The sequence below is a fragment of the Nocardia sp. NPDC055053 genome (assembly GCF_053608285.1).
In genome coordinates this window covers 20,286-37,093 of the sequence record NZ_JBSGVD010000049.1, presented here as the reverse complement: position 1 = coordinate 37,093, position 16,808 = coordinate 20,286, and the positions used below count along the sequence as shown (strand labels likewise).

Genomic DNA, 16,808 nt, shown 5'->3' with positions numbered 1-16,808 from the left:
CCCCGACCTCGAGGAGGGGCCGCCGCGTCAGCGGCGGTTCGCGGCCGTCCCGTCGGTCAGGCGCCGTTGCGTAGGCGACGAAGGAGCAAGCAACGGTGCCTGACCGACGGGACACAAGGGGCCGCGAACTCGAGCGCGCCAGCGCTCCAACTAACTCAGCACGCAGGCACCTGTCGGGACCTCCGCGCTGCTGGTCTGCGCGGCGGACAGTTCGGCGCCGACCTCGCGCAGGGTCAGGACGTAGCCGGTGTCGTCGTCGGTGACCGCGGCGCCGAAGACCACGCCGAGGACCTGGCCCTCGGTGTCGACCAGCGGTCCGCCCGAGTTGCCTGCGCGGACCTGGCCGCGGACCGTGTACACCTCACGCTCGACGGTGCCGTCGCGGTGGATGGTCGGGCCGGTGAGGTCGAGGGTCTCGCGGACACGTGCGGCGCTGGCCGTGTACGGCCCGCCACCCGGGTAGCCGAGCACGATCGCGCTCTCGCCCGAGGTCGCCGGTTCGGGCGCCTGCGGGACGACCGGCGCGGTCAGCCCAGGCACCGCGAGGACCGCGATGTCCTTGGACGGGTCGAACAGCACAACGGTGGCCTCCAGCGCGCCGCGCGCGGTGTCGACCGACACGCTGTTCGTCCCCGCGACGACGTGCGCGTTGGTCATCACGCGTTCGGGCGCGACGACGAAACCGGAGCCCTCCAGCGCACGCTGGCAGCTCGGCGCGACACCGCGGATGCGCAGCACGCTCTGCTGCAGCGAGGCAGCGACCGGGCTGGCGAGCACACTCGCGTCCGGCGGTTCCACCGCGGCGATCGGCGCCCGGCCGAACGGCCCGATGACATCCGGCAGCCCGGAGGTATCCAGGAGTTTGGAGAATTCGTTGGGCAGCTTGCGCAGCCAGTTCGGCGCCACCGCGTTGACGTCGGCGAGCACCCGCGACCCGTTGATGGCGGCGGCGACCCCCGGCTGGGACGCGGTGGCCAGCGGCAGCGCGAGCAGCCAGGCGGCGACCAGCACGGTCGCCGCCTGCAGCACCGCGCCGACCACACTGTCCGCGCCGCGAGCGACGGGATGACGAATGCCGGTGCGCGCGGCCCGGCCGAGCACCATGCCCGCGACCTCGCCGACGATCACCAGCAGCACGATCAGCAGGATGCCGCCGAGTACCCGGCTGCGCCCCTCACTGAGATGTTTGAGGATGTGCGGCGCGATCAGGATGCCGGCGACGGCGCCGAGCGCGACGCCGAAGAACGCCAGCGCCGAGGCCACCGCGCCCTGCCGCCAGCCGGTTGACGCCGCGACCAGGGCGATCAGTACCACCGCGATATCGAGCCATACCGAGGGGCTCACAGGGTCATTCCGACCGCAGCCAACGAGCTCTCCAAGTCACGCACGTCGCCCCGATCCCAGTCTCGTTCCCACCCAGCCGTTTTGATGATGCCGGCGAGGATACCGCCGGTGAGCCCCCAGACGAGCATGCCGTCGACCTGGAACGCAGGGCTCTGGTAGCCGAGACTGCCACGCACCATGAATCTGTGTGCCGGATCGAGCAATTCGGTCAGCGGAACACGGACGACACGCTCGGTTTCGGCCTGATCGACGACGCCGACCGGGCTGGGTGCCCGCCAGTAGCCGAGGACCGGGGTCACGTCGAACTTCGACGGCGGAACGAACAGTTTCGGCAGCAGCGCGAAGGGCTGCACGCCCGCTGGGTCGAGGCCGGTCTCCTCGGCGGCCTCGCGCAGCGCGGTGCCGACCGGACCGTCGTCGCCGGGGTCTTCGGCGCCGCCGGGGAACGCGACCTGGCCGCGGTGCTGGCGCATGGTCGAGGCGCGCTGGGTGAGCAGCACGTCGGCGTCGGCGGGCAGGCCGCCCGGCGCGGCGGGGTCGGCCTCCGGCGAACCGCCGAACAGCACGAGAACGGCCGCCTGCCGTGGCTTGCCGGTGATCGACATGGCCCGGCGCAGGGCGCGGGAGGTGGCGAGGGTGTCGTCGGCATCGGGGCCGCCGTGCCGGATCGCGGCGCGCAGCCAGGACGGGAGGCCGGACTCGTCCAACCGCATCACACCGTTCATCACAACGTCCTTCGTCATACCGCGATCCGAACGCCGAGTTCCTCGGCCACCGTGTCGGCGATGTCGGCGACATCGGCGAACGTACGTACCTCGACGCTGGCAATGGTGCCGTCCGCGCGCACGAGCACCGACACCGGGAGCACCGCGGGCGCCCCGACGGCGGTGCGCACGCTCGCCTGCGGGTCGGCAGCACCGGGCAGGGTGATGTCGAGACCACTCAGCCGGGCCAGCGCCTTCACCTCGTCGGGATCGCTGTGCACGGTCAGCACGGTGAGCTCCGAGCCAGCACGCTGCGCGAATTCCTGCAGGTGGGGCAGCTCGACGGCACACGGGCCGCACCAGTACGCCCACAGATTGAGCAGCGCGGGCTTGCCTGCCAGCGCGGCGGCGATGTCGAAAGGCGCGCCGTCGGCGAGACAGGTCAGGGTGATACCGGCCAGCGGTCCCGAGCCGGTCGCGCCCGCGGCCGGCGCCGGACACGGGAGCAGGCCCGCGGCCGCGCGCTGCTCGGGCGAGGCCACCGCTACCGCCGGTTGCCTCGCCGTCTGCACCGGGCCCGTGGTCTCGGAACCGCCGCGCGGCCACAGCGCGACCGCCGCCGCGACGATGACGATCAGCGCGGCCAGCGCCCAGCGCAAGGCGGGCCGCCGCGACGGCGACGGTTCGGCGGAATCACTCACAGGCCGACCATATCGAGCAGGTGCTCGCGCTCCGGCCCCTTGATCAGCCCGGCCGCGACGGCCGGATCGGTCGGCCCGAGCCCGAAGGACGGGCAGTCGCCCGCGAGCATGCAGGCGCCGCACGCCGGTTTGCGCGCATGACACACCCGGCGACCGTGAAAGATCACCCGATGCGAGAGCATCGTCCACTCCTTGCGCTCGATCAGCTCGCCGACCGCGTGTTCGACCTTGACCGGATCCTCATCTTCGGTCCACTTCCAGCGGCGGACCAGCCTGCCGAAATGGGTGTCGACCGTGATGCCGGGCACACCGAAGGCGTTGCCGAGGATGACGTTGGCAGTTTTGCGCCCGATGCCGGGCAGCTTCACCAGTTCGCCCATCGTGTGAGGCAATTCACCGTCGAATCCGGTGACGAGCGCCTGCCCGAGTCCCATCAGTGAACTGGTCTTGTTCCGGTAGAACCCCGTGGGCCGGATGTATTCCTCCAGCTCGGCACGGTTGGCCTCGGCGTAGTCGCGCGCGCTGCGATACTTCGCGAACAGCACGGGAGTGGTGAGGTTCACGCGGACGTCGGTGCACTGGGCGGACAGGATCGTCGCCACCGCCAATTCCAGCGGGGTGGTGAAGTCCAGCTCGCAGTGCGCGCCGGGAAAAGCAGCGCCGAGCGTCCGGTTCATCCGGCGGGCCCGCCGGACCAGTCCGATCCGTGTTTCCGCAGCTATGGCGCGGTTCTTGCGCTTGCGCGCCGCGGAGATGCCGGCGGGAACCGAGGCCGCTTCCGCGGCCGGGGCGGCGTCGTCTGCGGCGGCGGTGGCGGGGGAAACGGGCACCTGTCCACCATACGGAACCGCTACGACAACATTGGGCGCTCAGTTTGCCCGCTGTGTTCCATCTGAGACCTGGACCGTGTTTACTGCCTGTCATGCAAGGACTCGCTGTGGTGCTCTTCCCAGTGCTGTTGATGCTGTTCGCGCTGGGAATGGAGCGGGTCGAGAATCGGCTCCGAAAGCTTCTCGAACCCGACGAAGAGGTTCAGCAGTACCTGGACAACGCCAGCAACGCCGAAGTGAAAGAGCTGACGAAGCTCGGCCTGCCCGCCGCGGTCGCGCGGATGCGCAAGCGCCGGTCACGTGACTCCGAAATGGATGTCGCCCGCGCCAGCTGATCGATCGATTCCCGCGGGCGGACCGCCCGTTCACGGTGTGCGCAGATCGCGCAATCCACTCTTTACGTGGTGTCTGTCACTGTGCTGCCGTGATGCCGCGTAGACTGCGCTGTTGGTCGATTCGCTCGACCAGGTTCGCAAGCCATATCCCATAAGGAGCACATTCGTGGACGAGGCCCTCGCCAGAGCAGGCATCTTCCAAGGCGTCGAGCCCACCGCGGTGGCCGCGCTCGCCAAGCAGCTGCAGCCCGTAGATTTTCCGCGCGGCCACGTCATCTTCAACGAGGGCGAACCCGGCGATCGGCTGTACATCATCACGACGGGCAAGGTGAAGATCGGTCGTCGCTCACCCGACGGCCGGGAAAACCTGCTGACCATCATGGGTCCGTCCGACATGTTCGGTGAACTGTCGATCTTCGACCCGGGCCCGCGTACCTCGACCGCAACCACGGTCACCGAGGTCCGCGCCGTCACGATGGACCGCGACGCACTCAAGTCGTGGATCGATCAGCGCCCCGAGATCGCTGAGCAGCTGCTGCGCGTGCTGGCACGACGCCTTCGCCGCACCAACAACAACCTCGCCGACCTCATCTTCACCGACGTGCCAGGCCGCGTCGCCAAGGCGCTGCTGCAGCTCGCACAGCGCTTCGGCACCCAGGAAGCGGGCGCGCTGCGCGTGACCCACGACCTGACCCAGGAAGAGATCGCCCAGCTGGTCGGCGCTTCCCGGGAAACCGTCAACAAGGCGCTGGCCGACTTCGCCCATCGCGGGTGGCTGCGTCTCGAGGGCAAGAGCGTCCTGATCTCGGATTCCGAGCGCCTCGCACGTCGCGCTCGCTGATCGAGTAGTTCGCCGACGTCTCGGCACGCCGGGACCACCGGTGCGGCTCCGGAGGAAGAGGGCCTCGTCCGCACCACCGTGGTTCCGGCGTGCCGTCGTTGTTTTCCGCGGGTCCGCCGCGCACGCCTGGAGCCGACGTGCTGATCGACGCACGTCGGCTCCAGGACCGGGCTCAGGACTCGCGTTCTGCCCGTAGATATTCCAGTTGTGCCTTCACCGAGCTGCGCGCGGCGGGCCACAGGCGTTTGTCCACATCGGCGTACACCTTGCGGACAACTTCGAAAGCGCCTGCGTCGTGACCCAATTCGACCAGGGCCGCCCGGATCTGATCGAGCCGTTCGCGGCGGTGGTTCAGGTAGTACCGCACCACCGGCGCCGCATCGGCATGGTCGGGACCGTGCGCGGGCAGCAGTGCCTTGCCCGCGCCGCGCTCGAGCAGCAACTCCAGCGAGGACAGGAAGTCGGCCAGCGCGCCCGTGCTCGACGCGAGCACCGTCGTGCCCTCGCCGAGCACCGTGTCACCGGTGACGATCGCGTCGTCGAGCAGGAAACTCACCGAGTCGCCGGTGTGGCCGGGGGTGGCGAGCACGGTGATCCGCAGGCCCGCCGCCTCGATGACCTCATCGGCGACCAGCGCGGTCACCTCGCCGCGCAGGTACTTCGGATCCACCGACCGCACCGGCGTCCCGGTGGCTTTCACCAGGTGATCGATGCCGCCGGTGTGGTCGGGGTGGTGATGGGTGATCAGGGTCAGCGCGATCCGGCCGCCGGTCGCCTCGACGATGGCGGCGGTGTGCTTCTTGTCCTTCGGTCCCGGGTCGACGACCACATACGCGTCGCTATCGGGTCCGCGCAGCAGCCAGGTGTTGGTGCCGTCGAGCGTCATCTGTGACGGGTTGTCGGCGAGCAGCACCGACGCCGTCGGCGTGACCGCCCTGACCTGGCCGTACGCGGGATGTTCCAGTGCCATGACGGCTGCCTATCCGACTGCTTGGTCCAATTCGACGATCAATTCCACCTCGACGGGCGTGTTCTTCGGCAGTTCCGAGACGCCCACCGCGGACCGCGCGTGCACGCCCGCCTCGCCGAACACCTCGCCGAGGAATTCCGACGCGCCGTTGATCACGATCGGCTGATCGGTGAATCCCGGCGCGGAATTGACGAATCCGACGACCTTCACGATCCGCACCACCTGGTCGAGCCCGACCAGATCGTGCACGGCCGCCAGCGCGTTCAGCGCGCACAGCCGCGCGGCCTCCTTGGCCTGCTCCACATCGACCTCGGCCCCGACCTTGCCGACCGCCGACAGCTCACCGTCGACGAAGGGCAGCTGGCCGGAGGTGTACACCAGCGAACCGGTGCGCACGGCCGGGATGTAGGCCGCGACGGGGGCGGCGACCGGTGGCAGGGTGACCCCGAGCCGGTCGAGCGCGTCCTTCCACGCGGTGGCCACGCTACTTCTGCCGCTTCAGGTAGGCGACGTGCTGTTCGCCGGTCGGGCCGGGCAGCACCGTGACCAGCTCCCAGCCGTCGGCGCCCCACTGGTCGAGGATCTGCTTGGTCGCGTGCGTCAACAGCGGCACGGTCGCGTACTCCCACAGGGTGATGTCACTCATGGTGTGAGTTTAGGGCTCACCCCGAACACCGCCGAGAAACGGGTTATAGGCTCGGCGACGTGGGAGCACCAACAGCAGAGCCGGTTTCGTCGGTTCCCGGACCGTCGACCGGATGGCCACAGCGCGCGGCCAAAGCCCGCTTGCACTACGTGACCGGCAAGGGAGGCACCGGCAAGTCGACCGTTTCGGCCGCACTGGCCCTCGCCCTCGCCGCGGGTGGGCGCAAGGTGCTGCTGGTCGAAGTGGAGAGCCGTCAGTCCATCGCGCAGCTGTTCGACCGGCCGCCGCTGCCACCCACCGAGACCCAGATCGCCAGCGCCGACGGCGGCGGTGAGGTGTTCGCGCTCTCCCTCGACATCGAGCACGCGTTCCTCGAATACCTCGACATGTTCTACAACCTCGGCTTCGCGGGCCGGGCGATGCGCCGGATGGGCGCCATCGAGTTCGTCACCACCATCGCGCCCGGCCTGCGCGATGTGATCCTCACCGGCAAGATCAAGGAGTGCGCGGTGCGCGTCGGCAAGGACGGCAGGCCCGCCTACGACGACATCGTCGTCGACGCGCCGCCGACCGGCCGGATCGCCAGTTTCCTCGACGTCACCCAGGCCATGGCCGAGATCGCCAAGGGCGGTCCGATCGCCTCGCAGGCCGAGGGCGTGTCCAAGCTGCTGCATTCCGATCAGACGATGATCCACCTGGTGACGCTGCTCGAGGCGCTGCCGGTGCAGGAGACCGCGGACGCGGTCGCCGAGCTCGCCGCCAACGATCTGCGGATCGGCACGGTGATCGTCAACCGGGCGGCCAAGTCTCAGCTCGACCCCGCCGAACGCGACCTGGCCGTGCGCGGCGAACTCGACCCAACCGACATCGCGGCGAGCCTGGCCAAGGCCGGGATCACCCTGCCCGACGAGGATTTCGCCGGTTTGCTGACAGAGACCGTCGACCACGCCGTCATGCTGACCGCGCAGGATGAAAGCGCTGCCGAACTGGCGCAGGTCGACGTTCCCCAGCTGCACCTGCCCGCCCTCGGCGAAGGCATGGATCTGGGCGGACTCTACGAACTGGCCGAACAGCTATCCGCGCAGGGAGTGCGATGAGCGAGCAAGTGACCACCCCGCTGGATGTCTCCCAGATCATCGCCGATCCGACGGCGAGGGTGATCGTCTGCTGCGGTTCCGGCGGCGTCGGCAAGACCACCACCGCGGCCGCGATCGCGCTGCGGGCCGCCGAGTCCGGCCGCAAGGTCGTGGTGCTGACCATCGATCCGGCGCGCAGGCTGGCCCAGTCGCTCGGCGTCGCCGACCTGGACAACACGCCGCAGCGGGTCGAGCTCGGGCCCGAGGTGCCCGGCCAGCTGCACGCGATGATGCTGAACATGCGCCGCACCTTCGACGACATGGTGCTCGAGCACACCAGCGTGGAGAAGGCGGAGCAGATCTTCGCCAACCCGATCTATCAGACGGTGGCCTCGTCCTTCGGCGGCACGCAGGAGTACATGGCGATGGAGAAGCTCGGTCAGCTGGCCGGGCACAAGGAGTGGGACCTGATCGTGGTCGACACTCCGCCCTCGCGCAACGCGCTGGACTTCCTCGACGCGCCCAAGCGGCTCGGCACCTTCCTCAACGGCAAGATGATCCGGCTGATCATGGCGCCCGGCCGCGGTGTCGGCCGGTTCGTCACCGGCGCGATGAGCCTGGCCATGCGCGGGGTGTCGACCATCGTGGGCGGTCAGATGCTCAAGGACGCCTCGACGTTCCTGCAGTCGCTGGAGTCGCTGTTCGGCGGTTTCCAGGAGCGGGCCGAGCGGACCTTCGCGATGCTGTCGAAGCCGGGCACTCACTTCCTGGTGGTCGCCGCGCCCGAACCCGACGCGCTGCGCGAGGCGTCGTTCTTCGTCGACCGGCTCTCCACCGAGCAGATGCCGCTGGCCGGTCTCGTGCTGAACCGGACGCATCCCGCGTTGTCGGGGCTGTCCGGCGATCACGCGCTGACCGCCGCCGATCAGCTCGCTGAATCGGACCCGCTCACCGCGTCGGTACTGCGCATCCACGCTGAGCGGGTGGCGACGGCGAAGCGCGAACAGCGGTTGCTGCATCGCTTCACCGGCGCCCATCCGCGGGTTCCGATCGTTTCGGTCACCGCGTTGCCGTTCGAGGTCTCCGACCTGGACGCTTTGCGTGCGGTCGGCGACCAGCTGGCGGGCAAGCCCGCCGCCGTCTGAGTCAGACGGTTCAGCTATTGCTTACATTCTCGTAACACCGGTAGACGGCGCCGATTCCGCAAACCCAGCGGTCTCGGCGCCGTGTGTGATAACGGTCCGGTCTCGCCTGCTAGATCGCCACCTGATGCTGTCGCTGCGCCTGGAAGAAGTCGGCCCACGACGTCACATCGGGATGCTGCTTGAGCAGCGCACGCCGCTGCCGCTCGGTCATCCCGCCCCACACTCCGAACTCGACCCGGTTGTCCAGCGCGTCGGCGCCACACTGCATCAACACCGGGCAATGACGGCAGATCGTTGCCGCCTTGCGCTGCGCCGCACCACGAACGAACAGCTGATCAGGGTCCACTTCCTTGCATCGCGCCTGGGCAACCCAAGCGATCCTTGCCTCGGCCTGCTCTACATCCAGTCGAGCGATGGGGGTTGTGATGTGCATTTGATGTGCCCCTTTGCAGTCCGAACACCGTTGTGCGGCGCTCCAGAATCGCGAGCGCGGATCACAGCAACCCAACTACCGCTGCGGTCCGCACCACATTCCACTTTGAGTGTTAGCTCTATCACACTGGGTACTCAATCTAGGTAAAGGTATGACGCTTGCGCAAGACCAGCCCCCGATTTTTTGGTACGGCCGTCCATTCAAATCGGCCTCCGACCGGGTAGTCCTGCTGATCACCGGCGTGGCCGGGCGCGACACGCCGATGTGATCATTTTGTTGACACGCCCGAGCAATCCCCCTGGCACCGGCCGGACATTCCCCGTCGAGCAGCACAACCGTGAACGCCGCCACCCCACCCCTTACTCTGGGCAGGTGCCGATCACTCAAACGCTCGCGAGGCTGGCCGGCAGCTGCGCGCTGGCCTCCGTGCTAGTCGCCGGGCTGTTGTTCCCCTTGGCCGGTGGATTCGGGTTCATCTCCAACCGAGCCGCCGATGCCGTCGACAACGTGTCAGCCGAACTGGTGGAGGGCACGGTTCCCGCCGTCTCGACCATGGTCGACGCGAGCGGGGCGCCCATCGCCTGGCTGTACGAGCAACGCCGCTTCGAGGTGTCGAGCGATCGCATCTCCAACAACATGAAGCTGGCGATCGTGTCCATCGAGGACAAACGCTTCGCCGACCACAAGGGCGTCGACTGGCAGGGCACGCTGCGCGCGTTCCTGACCAACACCTCCTCCGGCGAGGTCCAGCAGGGCGCCTCGACGCTCGATCAGCAGTACGTGAAGAACTTCAACCTGCTCGTCGTCGCGAAGACCGACGCCGAACGCCGCGCCGCGATCGAGACCACCCCCGCGCGCAAGCTGCGCGAGATCAGGATGGCGCTCACGCTGGACCGCGAGCTGAGCAAGGACGAGATCCTCACCCGCTACCTGAATCTGGTGCCCTTCGGCAACGGTTCCTACGGCATCCAGGACGCCGCGCAGACCTACTTCGGCGTCGACGCCGCCGAGCTGACCATGACGCAGTCGGCGATGCTGGCCGGCATGGTGCAGTCCAGCTCCAAGCTGAACCCCTACACCAACCTCCAGGGCGTCACCGATCGCCGCAACACCGTGCTCGACACCCTGATCCAGAACATCCCGCACCGCGCCGAGGAATTCCGCAAGGCCAAGTCCGAACCGCTCGGCGTGCTGCCCGAGCCGAAAGGCCTGCCGCGCGGCTGCATCGCCGCACAGGACAAGGGCTTCTTCTGCGACTACGCGCTGCAGTACCTCGCCGATTCGGGCATCAGCCGGGAACAGGTCGACAAGGGTGGCTACCTGATCAAAACCTCCCTCGATCCGGTGCTGCAGGAATCGGTGAAGCGTTCGGTGAACGAGCAGGCCGACCCCAACCTCGACAACATCGCCGAGGTCATGTCGGTGATCGCGCCCGGTCAGGATTCGCACCCCGTCCTCGCGATGGCGTCGAGCCGCACCTACGGCCTCAACCGCGACGCCAACGAGACGCTGCTCGGCCAGCCGTACTCGTTGGCCGGTGACGGCGCAGGCTCGATCTTCAAGCTGTTCACCACCGCCGCCGCGATGGAGAAGGGCCTCGGTATCGCCGCCCAGGTGGACGTACCCGGTACCTACGCCGCCAGGGGCATGGGCTACTCGAACTCGCCGGGCTGCCCGGCCGACTCGTGGTGTGTCAAGAACGCGGGCGCCTACCCGGGGTCGATGTCGGTGACCGACGCGCTCGCGACCTCGCCCAACACCACCTTCGTGAAGATGATCCAGGACGTCGGCGTCGCGGCCGCGGTGGACATGGCTGTCCGCCTCGGCATGCGGGCCTACACCGAGCCAGGGACTTCCGGCCACGGCAACTCGAGCCTGGCCGACCACATCAAGAACAACAACATGGGCTCGTTCACCCTCGGCCCGTTCGCGATCAACCCGCTCGAACTGTCGAATGTGGCCGCCACGCTCGGCTCGGGCGGCAGGTGGTGCCCGCCCTCACCCATCAAGGAGGTCGTCGACCGCGCAGGCAAGACCGTTCCGCTCACCCAGCAAGCGTGTGAGCAGGTGGTCGACCCAGGTCTGGCCAACACCCTCGCCAACGCGATGAGCAAGGACGACACCAGCGGTACCGCGGCAAGCGCGGCGCGTGCCGCGAGCTGGGCGGCACCGATGTCGGGCAAGACGGGCACCACCGAGAGCCACCGCTCCTCGGCGTTCCTCGGCTTCACCAACTCGCTGGCATCCTCGGTCTACGTCTACGGCGACAGCCCGACCCCCGGCGAGATCTGCTCGTTCCCGCTGCGGAACTGTGGAGCCAGCAACGCCGCCGGCCTGTTCGGCGGTAACGAACCGGCCCGCACCTGGTTCAATGCCATCAAGCCGGTGCTCGACCGGTACCCACCGCCTGCCCTGCCGCCGGTGGACGACAAGTACGTCCGCGGCGCGGGCAACTCCCAGGTCCCCGATGTGGCGGGCAAGTCGCAGGGCGAGGCCACCTCGATCCTGTCCGGCGCCGGTTTCCAGGTGTCCGCGGTGACCAGTCCCGGCACGCAGGCCAAGGGCACCGTGATGGGCAGTTCGCCGAACGGTTCGGCGGTTCCCGGCTCGGTCGTCACGATCTACATCTCCGACGGCTCGGTCCGGGCGCCGACGCCGACCACGCCGCCGCCTTCCGCGCCGGCGCCGGTGATCCCCGGCCTCCCGCAGATCCCGCGTCTGCCACCGATCCCGATCCCGGTGCCGCGGTAGCAACGAAACAGGGCCGCCGTCCATTCCGGACGGCGGCCCTGTTCGTTCTCGCGCGGGTCTACAGGCGGGCTTTGACCGCCGCCGACAGCCGCGAACCGTCGGCCTTGCCCTCGGCGAGCGCGGTGGCCGCCTTCATGACCTGACCCATCTGCTTCATCCCCGGCCGCTCGCCGATCTCCTCGGCGATCTGTGCGATCGCGGTGTCGGCGACCTGAGCCACCTCGGCCTCGGTCAGCTGGGTCGGCAGGTACTGCTCGATGATCTCTTCCTCGGCACGCTCGTTCGCGGCCAGTTCGCCACGCCCGTTCTGCTCGTAGATCACGGCCGACTCGTTGCGCTTCTTGGCTTCCTTCTGCAAAACCGAGACAACCTCGGCATCGGAGAGTTCCTTCGCCTGCGCTCCGGCGACCTCGGCGTTCTGGATCGCGGCGAGCAGCATCCGCAGGGTCGACAGGCGCAGAGTGTCCTTGGCTTTCAGTGCGGTGGTCATATCCGCGCGCAGTTGCGATTTCAGTTCCGACATGCGCCTCACGCTAGCTGTTCGGCCTCCGGAGTCCCATCACATTTTCATCGCAGATGAAATTCCGACCGTTTGTGCGGAAACACACGCGCCGTTCCGGGAGGGGGTCGCCTATGCTGGGCAAATGCCCGTTATCTCGACGTCCGCTGTCCGCCGAACCGCGTTGGGAGCCGCCGGGGCCGCCGTCGCCGGCATCGGATACGCCACGCTGATCGAACGGAACGCGTTCGTCCTGCGCGAAGCGACCATGCCTGTACTCGCGCCCGGCTCGCCGACCTTGCGTATTTTGCACGTCAGCGACCTGCACATGATGCCGGGCCAGCAGCTCAAACAGCAGTGGCTGCGCGAACTCGACCGGCTCGAACCCGACCTGGTCGTGAATACCGGCGACAATCTTTCCCACCCCAAGGCCGTGCCCGCCGTTGTGCAATCCCTCGGTGCGCTGCTGGCCCGCCCCGGCCTGTTCGTGTTCGGTTCCAACGACTATTTCGCGCCGGTGCCGAAGAATCCGCTGAAGTATTTCAAGAAGGATCATCGCCGCGTTTACGGCGATCCGCTGCCCTGGCAGGATCTGCGCGCGGCGTTCACCGAACGCGGCTGGCTCGACCTGACCCACACGCGTCGCGACCTCGAGGTGGCCGGCATCCGCATCGCCAGCGCAGGCGTCGACGACCCCCATCTGCAGCGCGATCGCTACGACACCGTCGCCGGTGCGCCCAACCAGCTCGCGCAGCTGAGCATCGGTGTCACCCACTCGCCGGAACCGCGGGTGCTCGACCGGTTCGCCGAGGACGGCTACGACCTGGTGCTGGCCGGGCACACGCACGGTGGACAGCTGGTCGTCCCCGGCTACGGCGCGCTGGTGACCAACTGCGGCATCGACAAGTCCCGGGTCAAGGGCGCGTCCCAGTGGGGCGAGCACACCCAGCTGCACGTCTCGGCGGGCATCGGCACCTCACCGTGGGCGCCCTACCGATTCTGCTGCCGCCCGGAAGCCACCCTGCTGACGCTGGTCGGCGCCCCGCCGAAGCGGCCATCGGCCGACGCAGGCCACGGCGTGTCGGCATCGGAGGCCGTCGCCCGCTAGGGTCTGCCCCGAACGACTCTTGTCAGTAGGGGATGACCGTGAGCAGTGGATCCGACGACAGGCGCAGCGACCCGACCGTATTCGGTGGGTCCGGTGCGCCGCACCAGCCCGACGCGCAATGGCAGCGTCCCGACGCGGTGAACCCGCCGCCGGGCGCGCCCGCGCACGGGGATACCGCTGCGGGACAGCAGAATCCGGGTGCGCCCGACCCGACCGCCGTGTGGACGCCCGGCAGCACCGGGCTCCCGCCGACCCTGCGCTGGGATGGTTCCGGGCCCATGCCGGGCCTGCCCGATCCGACGCCGTGGACGCCGGCGGGCCCGCAGCAGTGGGACGCGGGTAGCCCTCCTGCCGGACAGCCGGGTGCCCAACAGCCATGGCAGCCCGGGCAAGCCGATGCCACCCAGCTGCGCAACCCCACTGAGCCCCCGCCCTGGCCCGGCGCGAATCCTCCTGCCGGACAACCCGGTTCGCCTCAGGCGTGGCAGCCAGGTCAGGCCGACGCCACCCAGCTGCACAACCCCGCCGCGCCCTGGCCCGACCCGAATGCCCCCGCGGCGCAGCCCGGTCAAGCCGATGCGACGCAGCTGCGCAACCCCGCTGCTCCGTGGCCGGGCGCGAATCCTCCAGCTGCACAGCCTGGTTCGCCTCAGCCATGGCAGCCCGGCCAGGCCGATGCCACCCAGCTGGGCGCCCCGAATGCTCAGTGGCCGGGTTCGAATCTTTCTGCCGGTCAGCAGGTTCCGGGCCAGCAGTGGGGCGCGCCGTCTGCCGGATCCACGGGCCAGCCGCAATGGGGTGCCGCCCAGGCGCCCAATCAGCAACCGTGGAATCTCGCTGCGGGGCAGCCGAATCCAGCTCAGCAGTGGGGGCAGTCCGATCCGACGGTGCTCGGCGGGGCGACCTGGCAACAGCCGCAGCAGCGGTACGGCGAGATCCCGCCGCTCGAACAGTTCGGTAACCAGCACTACGGCCAGCAGCCCTATGGTCAGCCGATCCCGCCTGGCCCGAAATCCGGTGGCAAGGCGGCGATCTGGGTGGCCGCAGGTCTCGCCGCGGTCCTGTTGGTCGGCGGCGGCATCACCGCGGTCGCGCTGACCCGCGGCGACGACTCCCCGACCACCACCGCGGGAGGAACCACCCCGTCGATGGTCAGCGCCCTCACCACCACCGGCGCACCGCCCTCGTCGAGCAAGCCCAAGCCCAGTTCCACCACCCCGGCACCGTCGGGCGCCGCGGCGGGCCGCACACCGCTCATCGAGGGCTACCAGGTGGTCGCCTCGCCCGACCGTGGCGCCGCCTACGACGTCCCGCCGAGCTGGAAGGTCGCCACCGAGACCACCATCGGCGGCGTCGGCGAACCGCCCGGCGACTCCGTCATCGGCAAGGGCTACGCCACCGACGGCCGCGACTACTGCCCCGGCTCCACCCGCACCATGTCGCTGCTCACCGGCTCCAAGCAGGCCGACCACGCCGCGGCGGGCGCCGAACTCGGCACCAAGGCCGCTCCCCTGGCCTACAAGGGCTCCACCGGCACCCCCGGGCCCGCCCAGCCGCTGAAGTCGATCGACGGCAAGACCGAGGGCATGTTCACCGAGACCACCGGCACCGTCCCCAACCCCAAGCCCGGCTGCGCGCCCACCTTCTCCATCTACACCTACGCGTTCAAAGGCGCCAAGGACGGCAGCTTCGTCATGGTGATGATCGCCGACACCGGCGTCGCCGACGCCATCGACCCCGCCACCGCCAAGCGCATCTTCAGCTCCGTCCGCGCCCTGAACTAACCCCCTGACCAGCCGGTTTAACAATCCACATCACCTCGTTGTAAGCTACTTCAGGTTCGCCTCACGGGGTGTGGCGCAGCTTGGTAGCGCGCTTCGTTCGGGACGAAGAGGTCGCAGGTTCAAATCCTGTCACCCCGACGTGTTGGTTGAGACACAGAAGAGCCCCTGATCAGTTCACTGGTCAGGGGCTCCTCGTATTTCCGGACCACTCCCCGGCACGCGGTACTCAGGCGAGGTTGTCGTGTCAGCCGGTGACATCGGCGTCGTCAGCGCGCCGCGCGTGAATCGCGGCTCGACGCGCGGCGGCGCGGGCAGCATGGCGGTCCCGGCTCGCTGCGCTGCGTCGGCTGTCGGGGTTCCCGGAGTGGCGGATCGGTTCGACCGGCTCAGCGCGATCGGTTCCGCCGACGCGATCCCGCACCCGATCGACCACGGCGGCGACCGCATCCCAGGCGAGCGATGCGAGAACCAACAGGACGAATCCCACACCGACAAACATCAGCAGATCTCCGAAGGCCAACTTCCCCAGCAACTTCAGGCCGAACATCGTTTCCCCCAGTACACGCGGCAACGCCGCTTCGGTCGCAACCGACGAATGCTACAGCTTTGTCAGTGGCGGTCGCGGGGGTTCGGCCACCAGACGGTGACGGCGATGACCGAGAGCAAGCCGAGGATCAAGGCCAGGATGGCGGCGGAGTCGTTCATGGGTTCGCCTTCCGGATGAGCGGAGTGGGAGCGCGGCGGCGGGCTCGAACGAAAGACTGCGCGCCGTCTGTGTCGCGCGGCGTTCCCTGCGTGTTCGGAAGGCGTTGAGAAGCGCTCTCCGCGGTGACACGGCGTTCGTGAGACGGGCTCGTTGTGAGGACCCGATAACCTGACGCTTACTTTCTGTCACTTGATAGAAATTCCCGGTCGATAGCGTATACACCCATGTCGACAAGGGTGGATGCACCGGATGACAGTCCCGGCAGGCCGCTGCGGGACGTCGTGTACTCGACGCTGCGCGGTGAGTTGATGAACGGTGACATCCGGTTCGGCGAGCGGCTCACCGAACCGAAGCTGTCGAGCCGATTCGGCATCTCACGCACGCCGGTGCGCGAGGCGCTGACCATGCTGTGCTCGGACGGATTGCTGGAACGCGAGGAGTTCGGGTTCAGCCCGGTCCGGCCCAGCGTGACCCGCATCCGCGACCTGTACGAGCTGCGGCTGACGCTGGAACTGGGCGGCATGACCCGGGTGCGCGCCGACCCGCGAATCACCCATGACGAACAGCTGTTGCGCGCCGAACGGCAGCGCTGGCTGGCGCTGCAAGCCGATCCGCCGGCCAAGGAGCCGGGGTTCGTCGTTGTCGACGAGGAGTTCCACGTCGCTCTGCTGACGGCGGCGGGCAATACCGAGATGGTGCGCGCGCTGGTCGCGGTGAACTCCCGGATCCGGCATGTCCGCATGCACGACTTCATGATCAACAACCGCATCGAGACCACGATCAGCGAGCACCTCGGCATCCTCGACGCCGTCCTCGCCGGCGATCTCGTCCTGGCGCAGCAACTCCTGCACACCCACATCGGCGATTCGCTGGATGTGGTGCTGGAGCGCATCTCGCGAGCCGTCGCCGCCATGTCCATGAACGATTGAGGAGAC

18 protein-coding genes and 1 tRNA gene are annotated in these 16,808 nt (G+C 68.6%); 9 read left to right on the top strand and 10 right to left on the bottom strand.

The window, feature by feature from the left end; translation table 11 throughout:
• Positions 1-150: 150 nt before the first annotated feature.
• From ACWF82_RS31245 to nth, 4 genes are read right to left on the bottom strand one after another with little or no spacing between them, the layout of a single operon-like run.
• Entirely contained in the window at positions 151-1,344 is a 1,194-nt protein-coding gene (locus tag ACWF82_RS31245; RefSeq protein WP_452507028.1) for a MarP family serine protease, read from the bottom strand.
• Positions 1,341-2,087: an NUDIX hydrolase gene (locus ACWF82_RS31240; protein ID WP_379307911.1), complete on the bottom strand. Its 747-nt coding sequence runs from the start codon at positions 2,085-2,087 to the stop codon at positions 1,341-1,343. The genes ACWF82_RS31245 and ACWF82_RS31240 overlap by 4 nt, the downstream gene beginning before the upstream one ends.
• Positions 2,084-2,749 carry a TlpA family protein disulfide reductase gene (locus ACWF82_RS31235; RefSeq protein WP_452507026.1) on the bottom strand — a complete coding sequence of 222 codons (666 nt, stop codon included), beginning with the start codon at positions 2,747-2,749 and terminating at the stop codon, positions 2,084-2,086. The genes ACWF82_RS31240 and ACWF82_RS31235 overlap by 4 nt, the downstream gene beginning before the upstream one ends.
• On the bottom strand, positions 2,746-3,504 hold the full coding sequence (gene nth / locus ACWF82_RS31230; RefSeq protein WP_452507033.1) for an endonuclease III: 759 nt from the start codon (positions 3,502-3,504) through the stop codon (positions 2,746-2,748). The genes ACWF82_RS31235 and nth overlap by 4 nt, the downstream gene beginning before the upstream one ends.
• 182 nt (positions 3,505-3,686) lie before the next feature.
• Here nth and ACWF82_RS31225 point away from each other — a divergent pair, with 182 nt between their 5' ends.
• Positions 3,687-3,914, top strand: coding sequence for a hypothetical protein (locus ACWF82_RS31225; RefSeq protein WP_189032438.1), 228 nt, complete (start codon positions 3,687-3,689; stop codon positions 3,912-3,914).
• A 166-nt stretch (positions 3,915-4,080) separates the two neighbouring features.
• A complete protein-coding gene (locus ACWF82_RS31220; protein ID WP_040703546.1) occupies positions 4,081-4,755 on the top strand; it encodes a Crp/Fnr family transcriptional regulator in 675 nt (224 codons plus the stop codon).
• 172 nt (positions 4,756-4,927) lie between these two features.
• On the opposite strand, the gene ACWF82_RS31215 is transcribed toward ACWF82_RS31220, so the two are convergent.
• The 3 genes from ACWF82_RS31215 to ACWF82_RS31205 are packed head-to-tail and all read right to left on the bottom strand — an operon-like array spanning position 4,928 to position 6,371.
• Complete coding sequence (locus ACWF82_RS31215; RefSeq protein ID WP_452507025.1) at positions 4,928-5,725, bottom strand: MBL fold metallo-hydrolase; 798 nt, start codon at positions 5,723-5,725, stop codon at positions 4,928-4,930.
• 9 nt (positions 5,726-5,734) lie between these two features.
• Positions 5,735-6,208: a RidA family protein gene (locus ACWF82_RS31210; RefSeq protein ID WP_379307915.1), complete on the bottom strand. Its 474-nt coding sequence runs from the start codon at positions 6,206-6,208 to the stop codon at positions 5,735-5,737.
• A gap of 1 nt (position 6,209) precedes the next feature.
• On the bottom strand, positions 6,210-6,371 hold the full coding sequence (locus tag ACWF82_RS31205; protein WP_378850599.1) for a hypothetical protein: 162 nt from the start codon (positions 6,369-6,371) through the stop codon (positions 6,210-6,212).
• 59 nt (positions 6,372-6,430) lie between these two features.
• On the opposite strand from ACWF82_RS31205, the gene ACWF82_RS31200 reads away from it, so the two are divergent.
• Both ACWF82_RS31200 and ACWF82_RS31195 read left to right on the top strand, forming a co-directional pair.
• Complete coding sequence (locus ACWF82_RS31200; RefSeq protein ID WP_452507022.1) at positions 6,431-7,468, top strand: ArsA family ATPase; 1,038 nt, start codon at positions 6,431-6,433, stop codon at positions 7,466-7,468.
• Positions 7,465-8,592 carry an ArsA family ATPase gene (locus ACWF82_RS31195; RefSeq protein ID WP_452507020.1) on the top strand — a complete coding sequence of 376 codons (1,128 nt, stop codon included), beginning with the start codon at positions 7,465-7,467 and terminating at the stop codon, positions 8,590-8,592. The genes ACWF82_RS31200 and ACWF82_RS31195 overlap by 4 nt, the downstream gene beginning before the upstream one ends.
• Positions 8,593-8,701: 109 nt before the next feature.
• Here the strand turns inward: ACWF82_RS31195 and ACWF82_RS31190 are convergent, their stop codons facing one another.
• A complete protein-coding gene (locus ACWF82_RS31190; RefSeq protein WP_019044565.1) occupies positions 8,702-9,025 on the bottom strand; it encodes a WhiB family transcriptional regulator in 324 nt (107 codons plus the stop codon).
• A gap of 372 nt (positions 9,026-9,397) precedes the next feature.
• On the opposite strand from ACWF82_RS31190, the gene ACWF82_RS31185 reads away from it, so the two are divergent.
• On the top strand, positions 9,398-11,776 hold the full coding sequence (locus tag ACWF82_RS31185) for a penicillin-binding protein (RefSeq protein WP_452507018.1): 2,379 nt from the start codon (positions 9,398-9,400) through the stop codon (positions 11,774-11,776).
• Positions 11,777-11,834: 58 nt separating this feature from the next.
• Here ACWF82_RS31185 and ACWF82_RS31180 read toward each other — a convergent pair whose 3' ends face one another.
• The gene (locus tag ACWF82_RS31180) at positions 11,835-12,299 is read right to left on the bottom strand and encodes a GatB/YqeY domain-containing protein (RefSeq protein ID WP_452507016.1); all 465 of its coding nucleotides are present in this window, start codon (positions 12,297-12,299) and stop codon (positions 11,835-11,837) included.
• 121 nt (positions 12,300-12,420) lie between these two features.
• Between ACWF82_RS31180 and ACWF82_RS31175 the strand changes: the two genes are divergently transcribed.
• The 3 genes from ACWF82_RS31175 to ACWF82_RS31165 all read left to right on the top strand — a co-directional run bounded on the left by ACWF82_RS31175 (position 12,421) and on the right by ACWF82_RS31165 (position 15,305).
• Entirely contained in the window at positions 12,421-13,383 is a 963-nt protein-coding gene (locus tag ACWF82_RS31175; RefSeq protein ID WP_452507014.1) for a metallophosphoesterase, read from the top strand.
• Between the two features lie 38 nt (positions 13,384-13,421).
• The gene (locus ACWF82_RS31170; protein WP_452507012.1) at positions 13,422-15,167 is read left to right on the top strand and encodes a hypothetical protein; all 1,746 of its coding nucleotides are present in this window, start codon (positions 13,422-13,424) and stop codon (positions 15,165-15,167) included.
• 64 nt (positions 15,168-15,231) lie between these two features.
• Positions 15,232-15,305 (top strand) — tRNA-Pro (locus ACWF82_RS31165).
• A gap of 106 nt (positions 15,306-15,411) precedes the next feature.
• Here the strand turns inward: ACWF82_RS31165 and ACWF82_RS31160 are convergent.
• Positions 15,412-15,714 (bottom strand): hypothetical protein, encoded by a 303-nt coding sequence (locus ACWF82_RS31160; protein WP_452507010.1) that lies wholly within the window; start codon positions 15,712-15,714, stop codon positions 15,412-15,414.
• Positions 15,715-16,097: 383 nt separating this feature from the next.
• On the opposite strand from ACWF82_RS31160, the gene ACWF82_RS31155 reads away from it, so the two are divergent.
• Entirely contained in the window at positions 16,098-16,802 is a 705-nt protein-coding gene (locus tag ACWF82_RS31155; protein ID WP_452507008.1) for a GntR family transcriptional regulator, read from the top strand.
• The last annotated feature ends 6 nt before the right edge of the window (positions 16,803-16,808 follow it).

Excerpts from the sequence above, each read along its gene's own strand:
- ACWF82_RS31240 (WP_379307911.1), bottom strand. The coding sequence starts at position 2,087 with ATGACGAAGGACGTTGTGATGAACGGTGTGATGCGGTTGGACGAGTCC.
- ACWF82_RS31215 (WP_452507025.1), bottom strand. The coding sequence starts at position 5,725 with ATGGCACTGGAACATCCCGCGTACGGCCAGGTCAGGGCGGTCACGCCG.
- ACWF82_RS31205 (WP_378850599.1), bottom strand. The coding sequence starts at position 6,371 with ATGAGTGACATCACCCTGTGGGAGTACGCGACCGTGCCGCTGTTGACG.
- ACWF82_RS31195 (WP_452507020.1), top strand. The coding sequence starts at position 7,465 with ATGAGCGAGCAAGTGACCACCCCGCTGGATGTCTCCCAGATCATCGCC.
- ACWF82_RS31190 (WP_019044565.1), bottom strand. The coding sequence starts at position 9,025 with ATGCACATCACAACCCCCATCGCTCGACTGGATGTAGAGCAGGCCGAG.
- ACWF82_RS31180 (WP_452507016.1), bottom strand. The coding sequence starts at position 12,299 with ATGTCGGAACTGAAATCGCAACTGCGCGCGGATATGACCACCGCACTG.
- ACWF82_RS31175 (WP_452507014.1), top strand. The coding sequence starts at position 12,421 with ATGCCCGTTATCTCGACGTCCGCTGTCCGCCGAACCGCGTTGGGAGCC.
- ACWF82_RS31160 (WP_452507010.1), bottom strand. The coding sequence starts at position 15,714 with ATGTTCGGCCTGAAGTTGCTGGGGAAGTTGGCCTTCGGAGATCTGCTG.
- ACWF82_RS31155 (WP_452507008.1), top strand. The coding sequence starts at position 16,098 with ATGTCGACAAGGGTGGATGCACCGGATGACAGTCCCGGCAGGCCGCTG.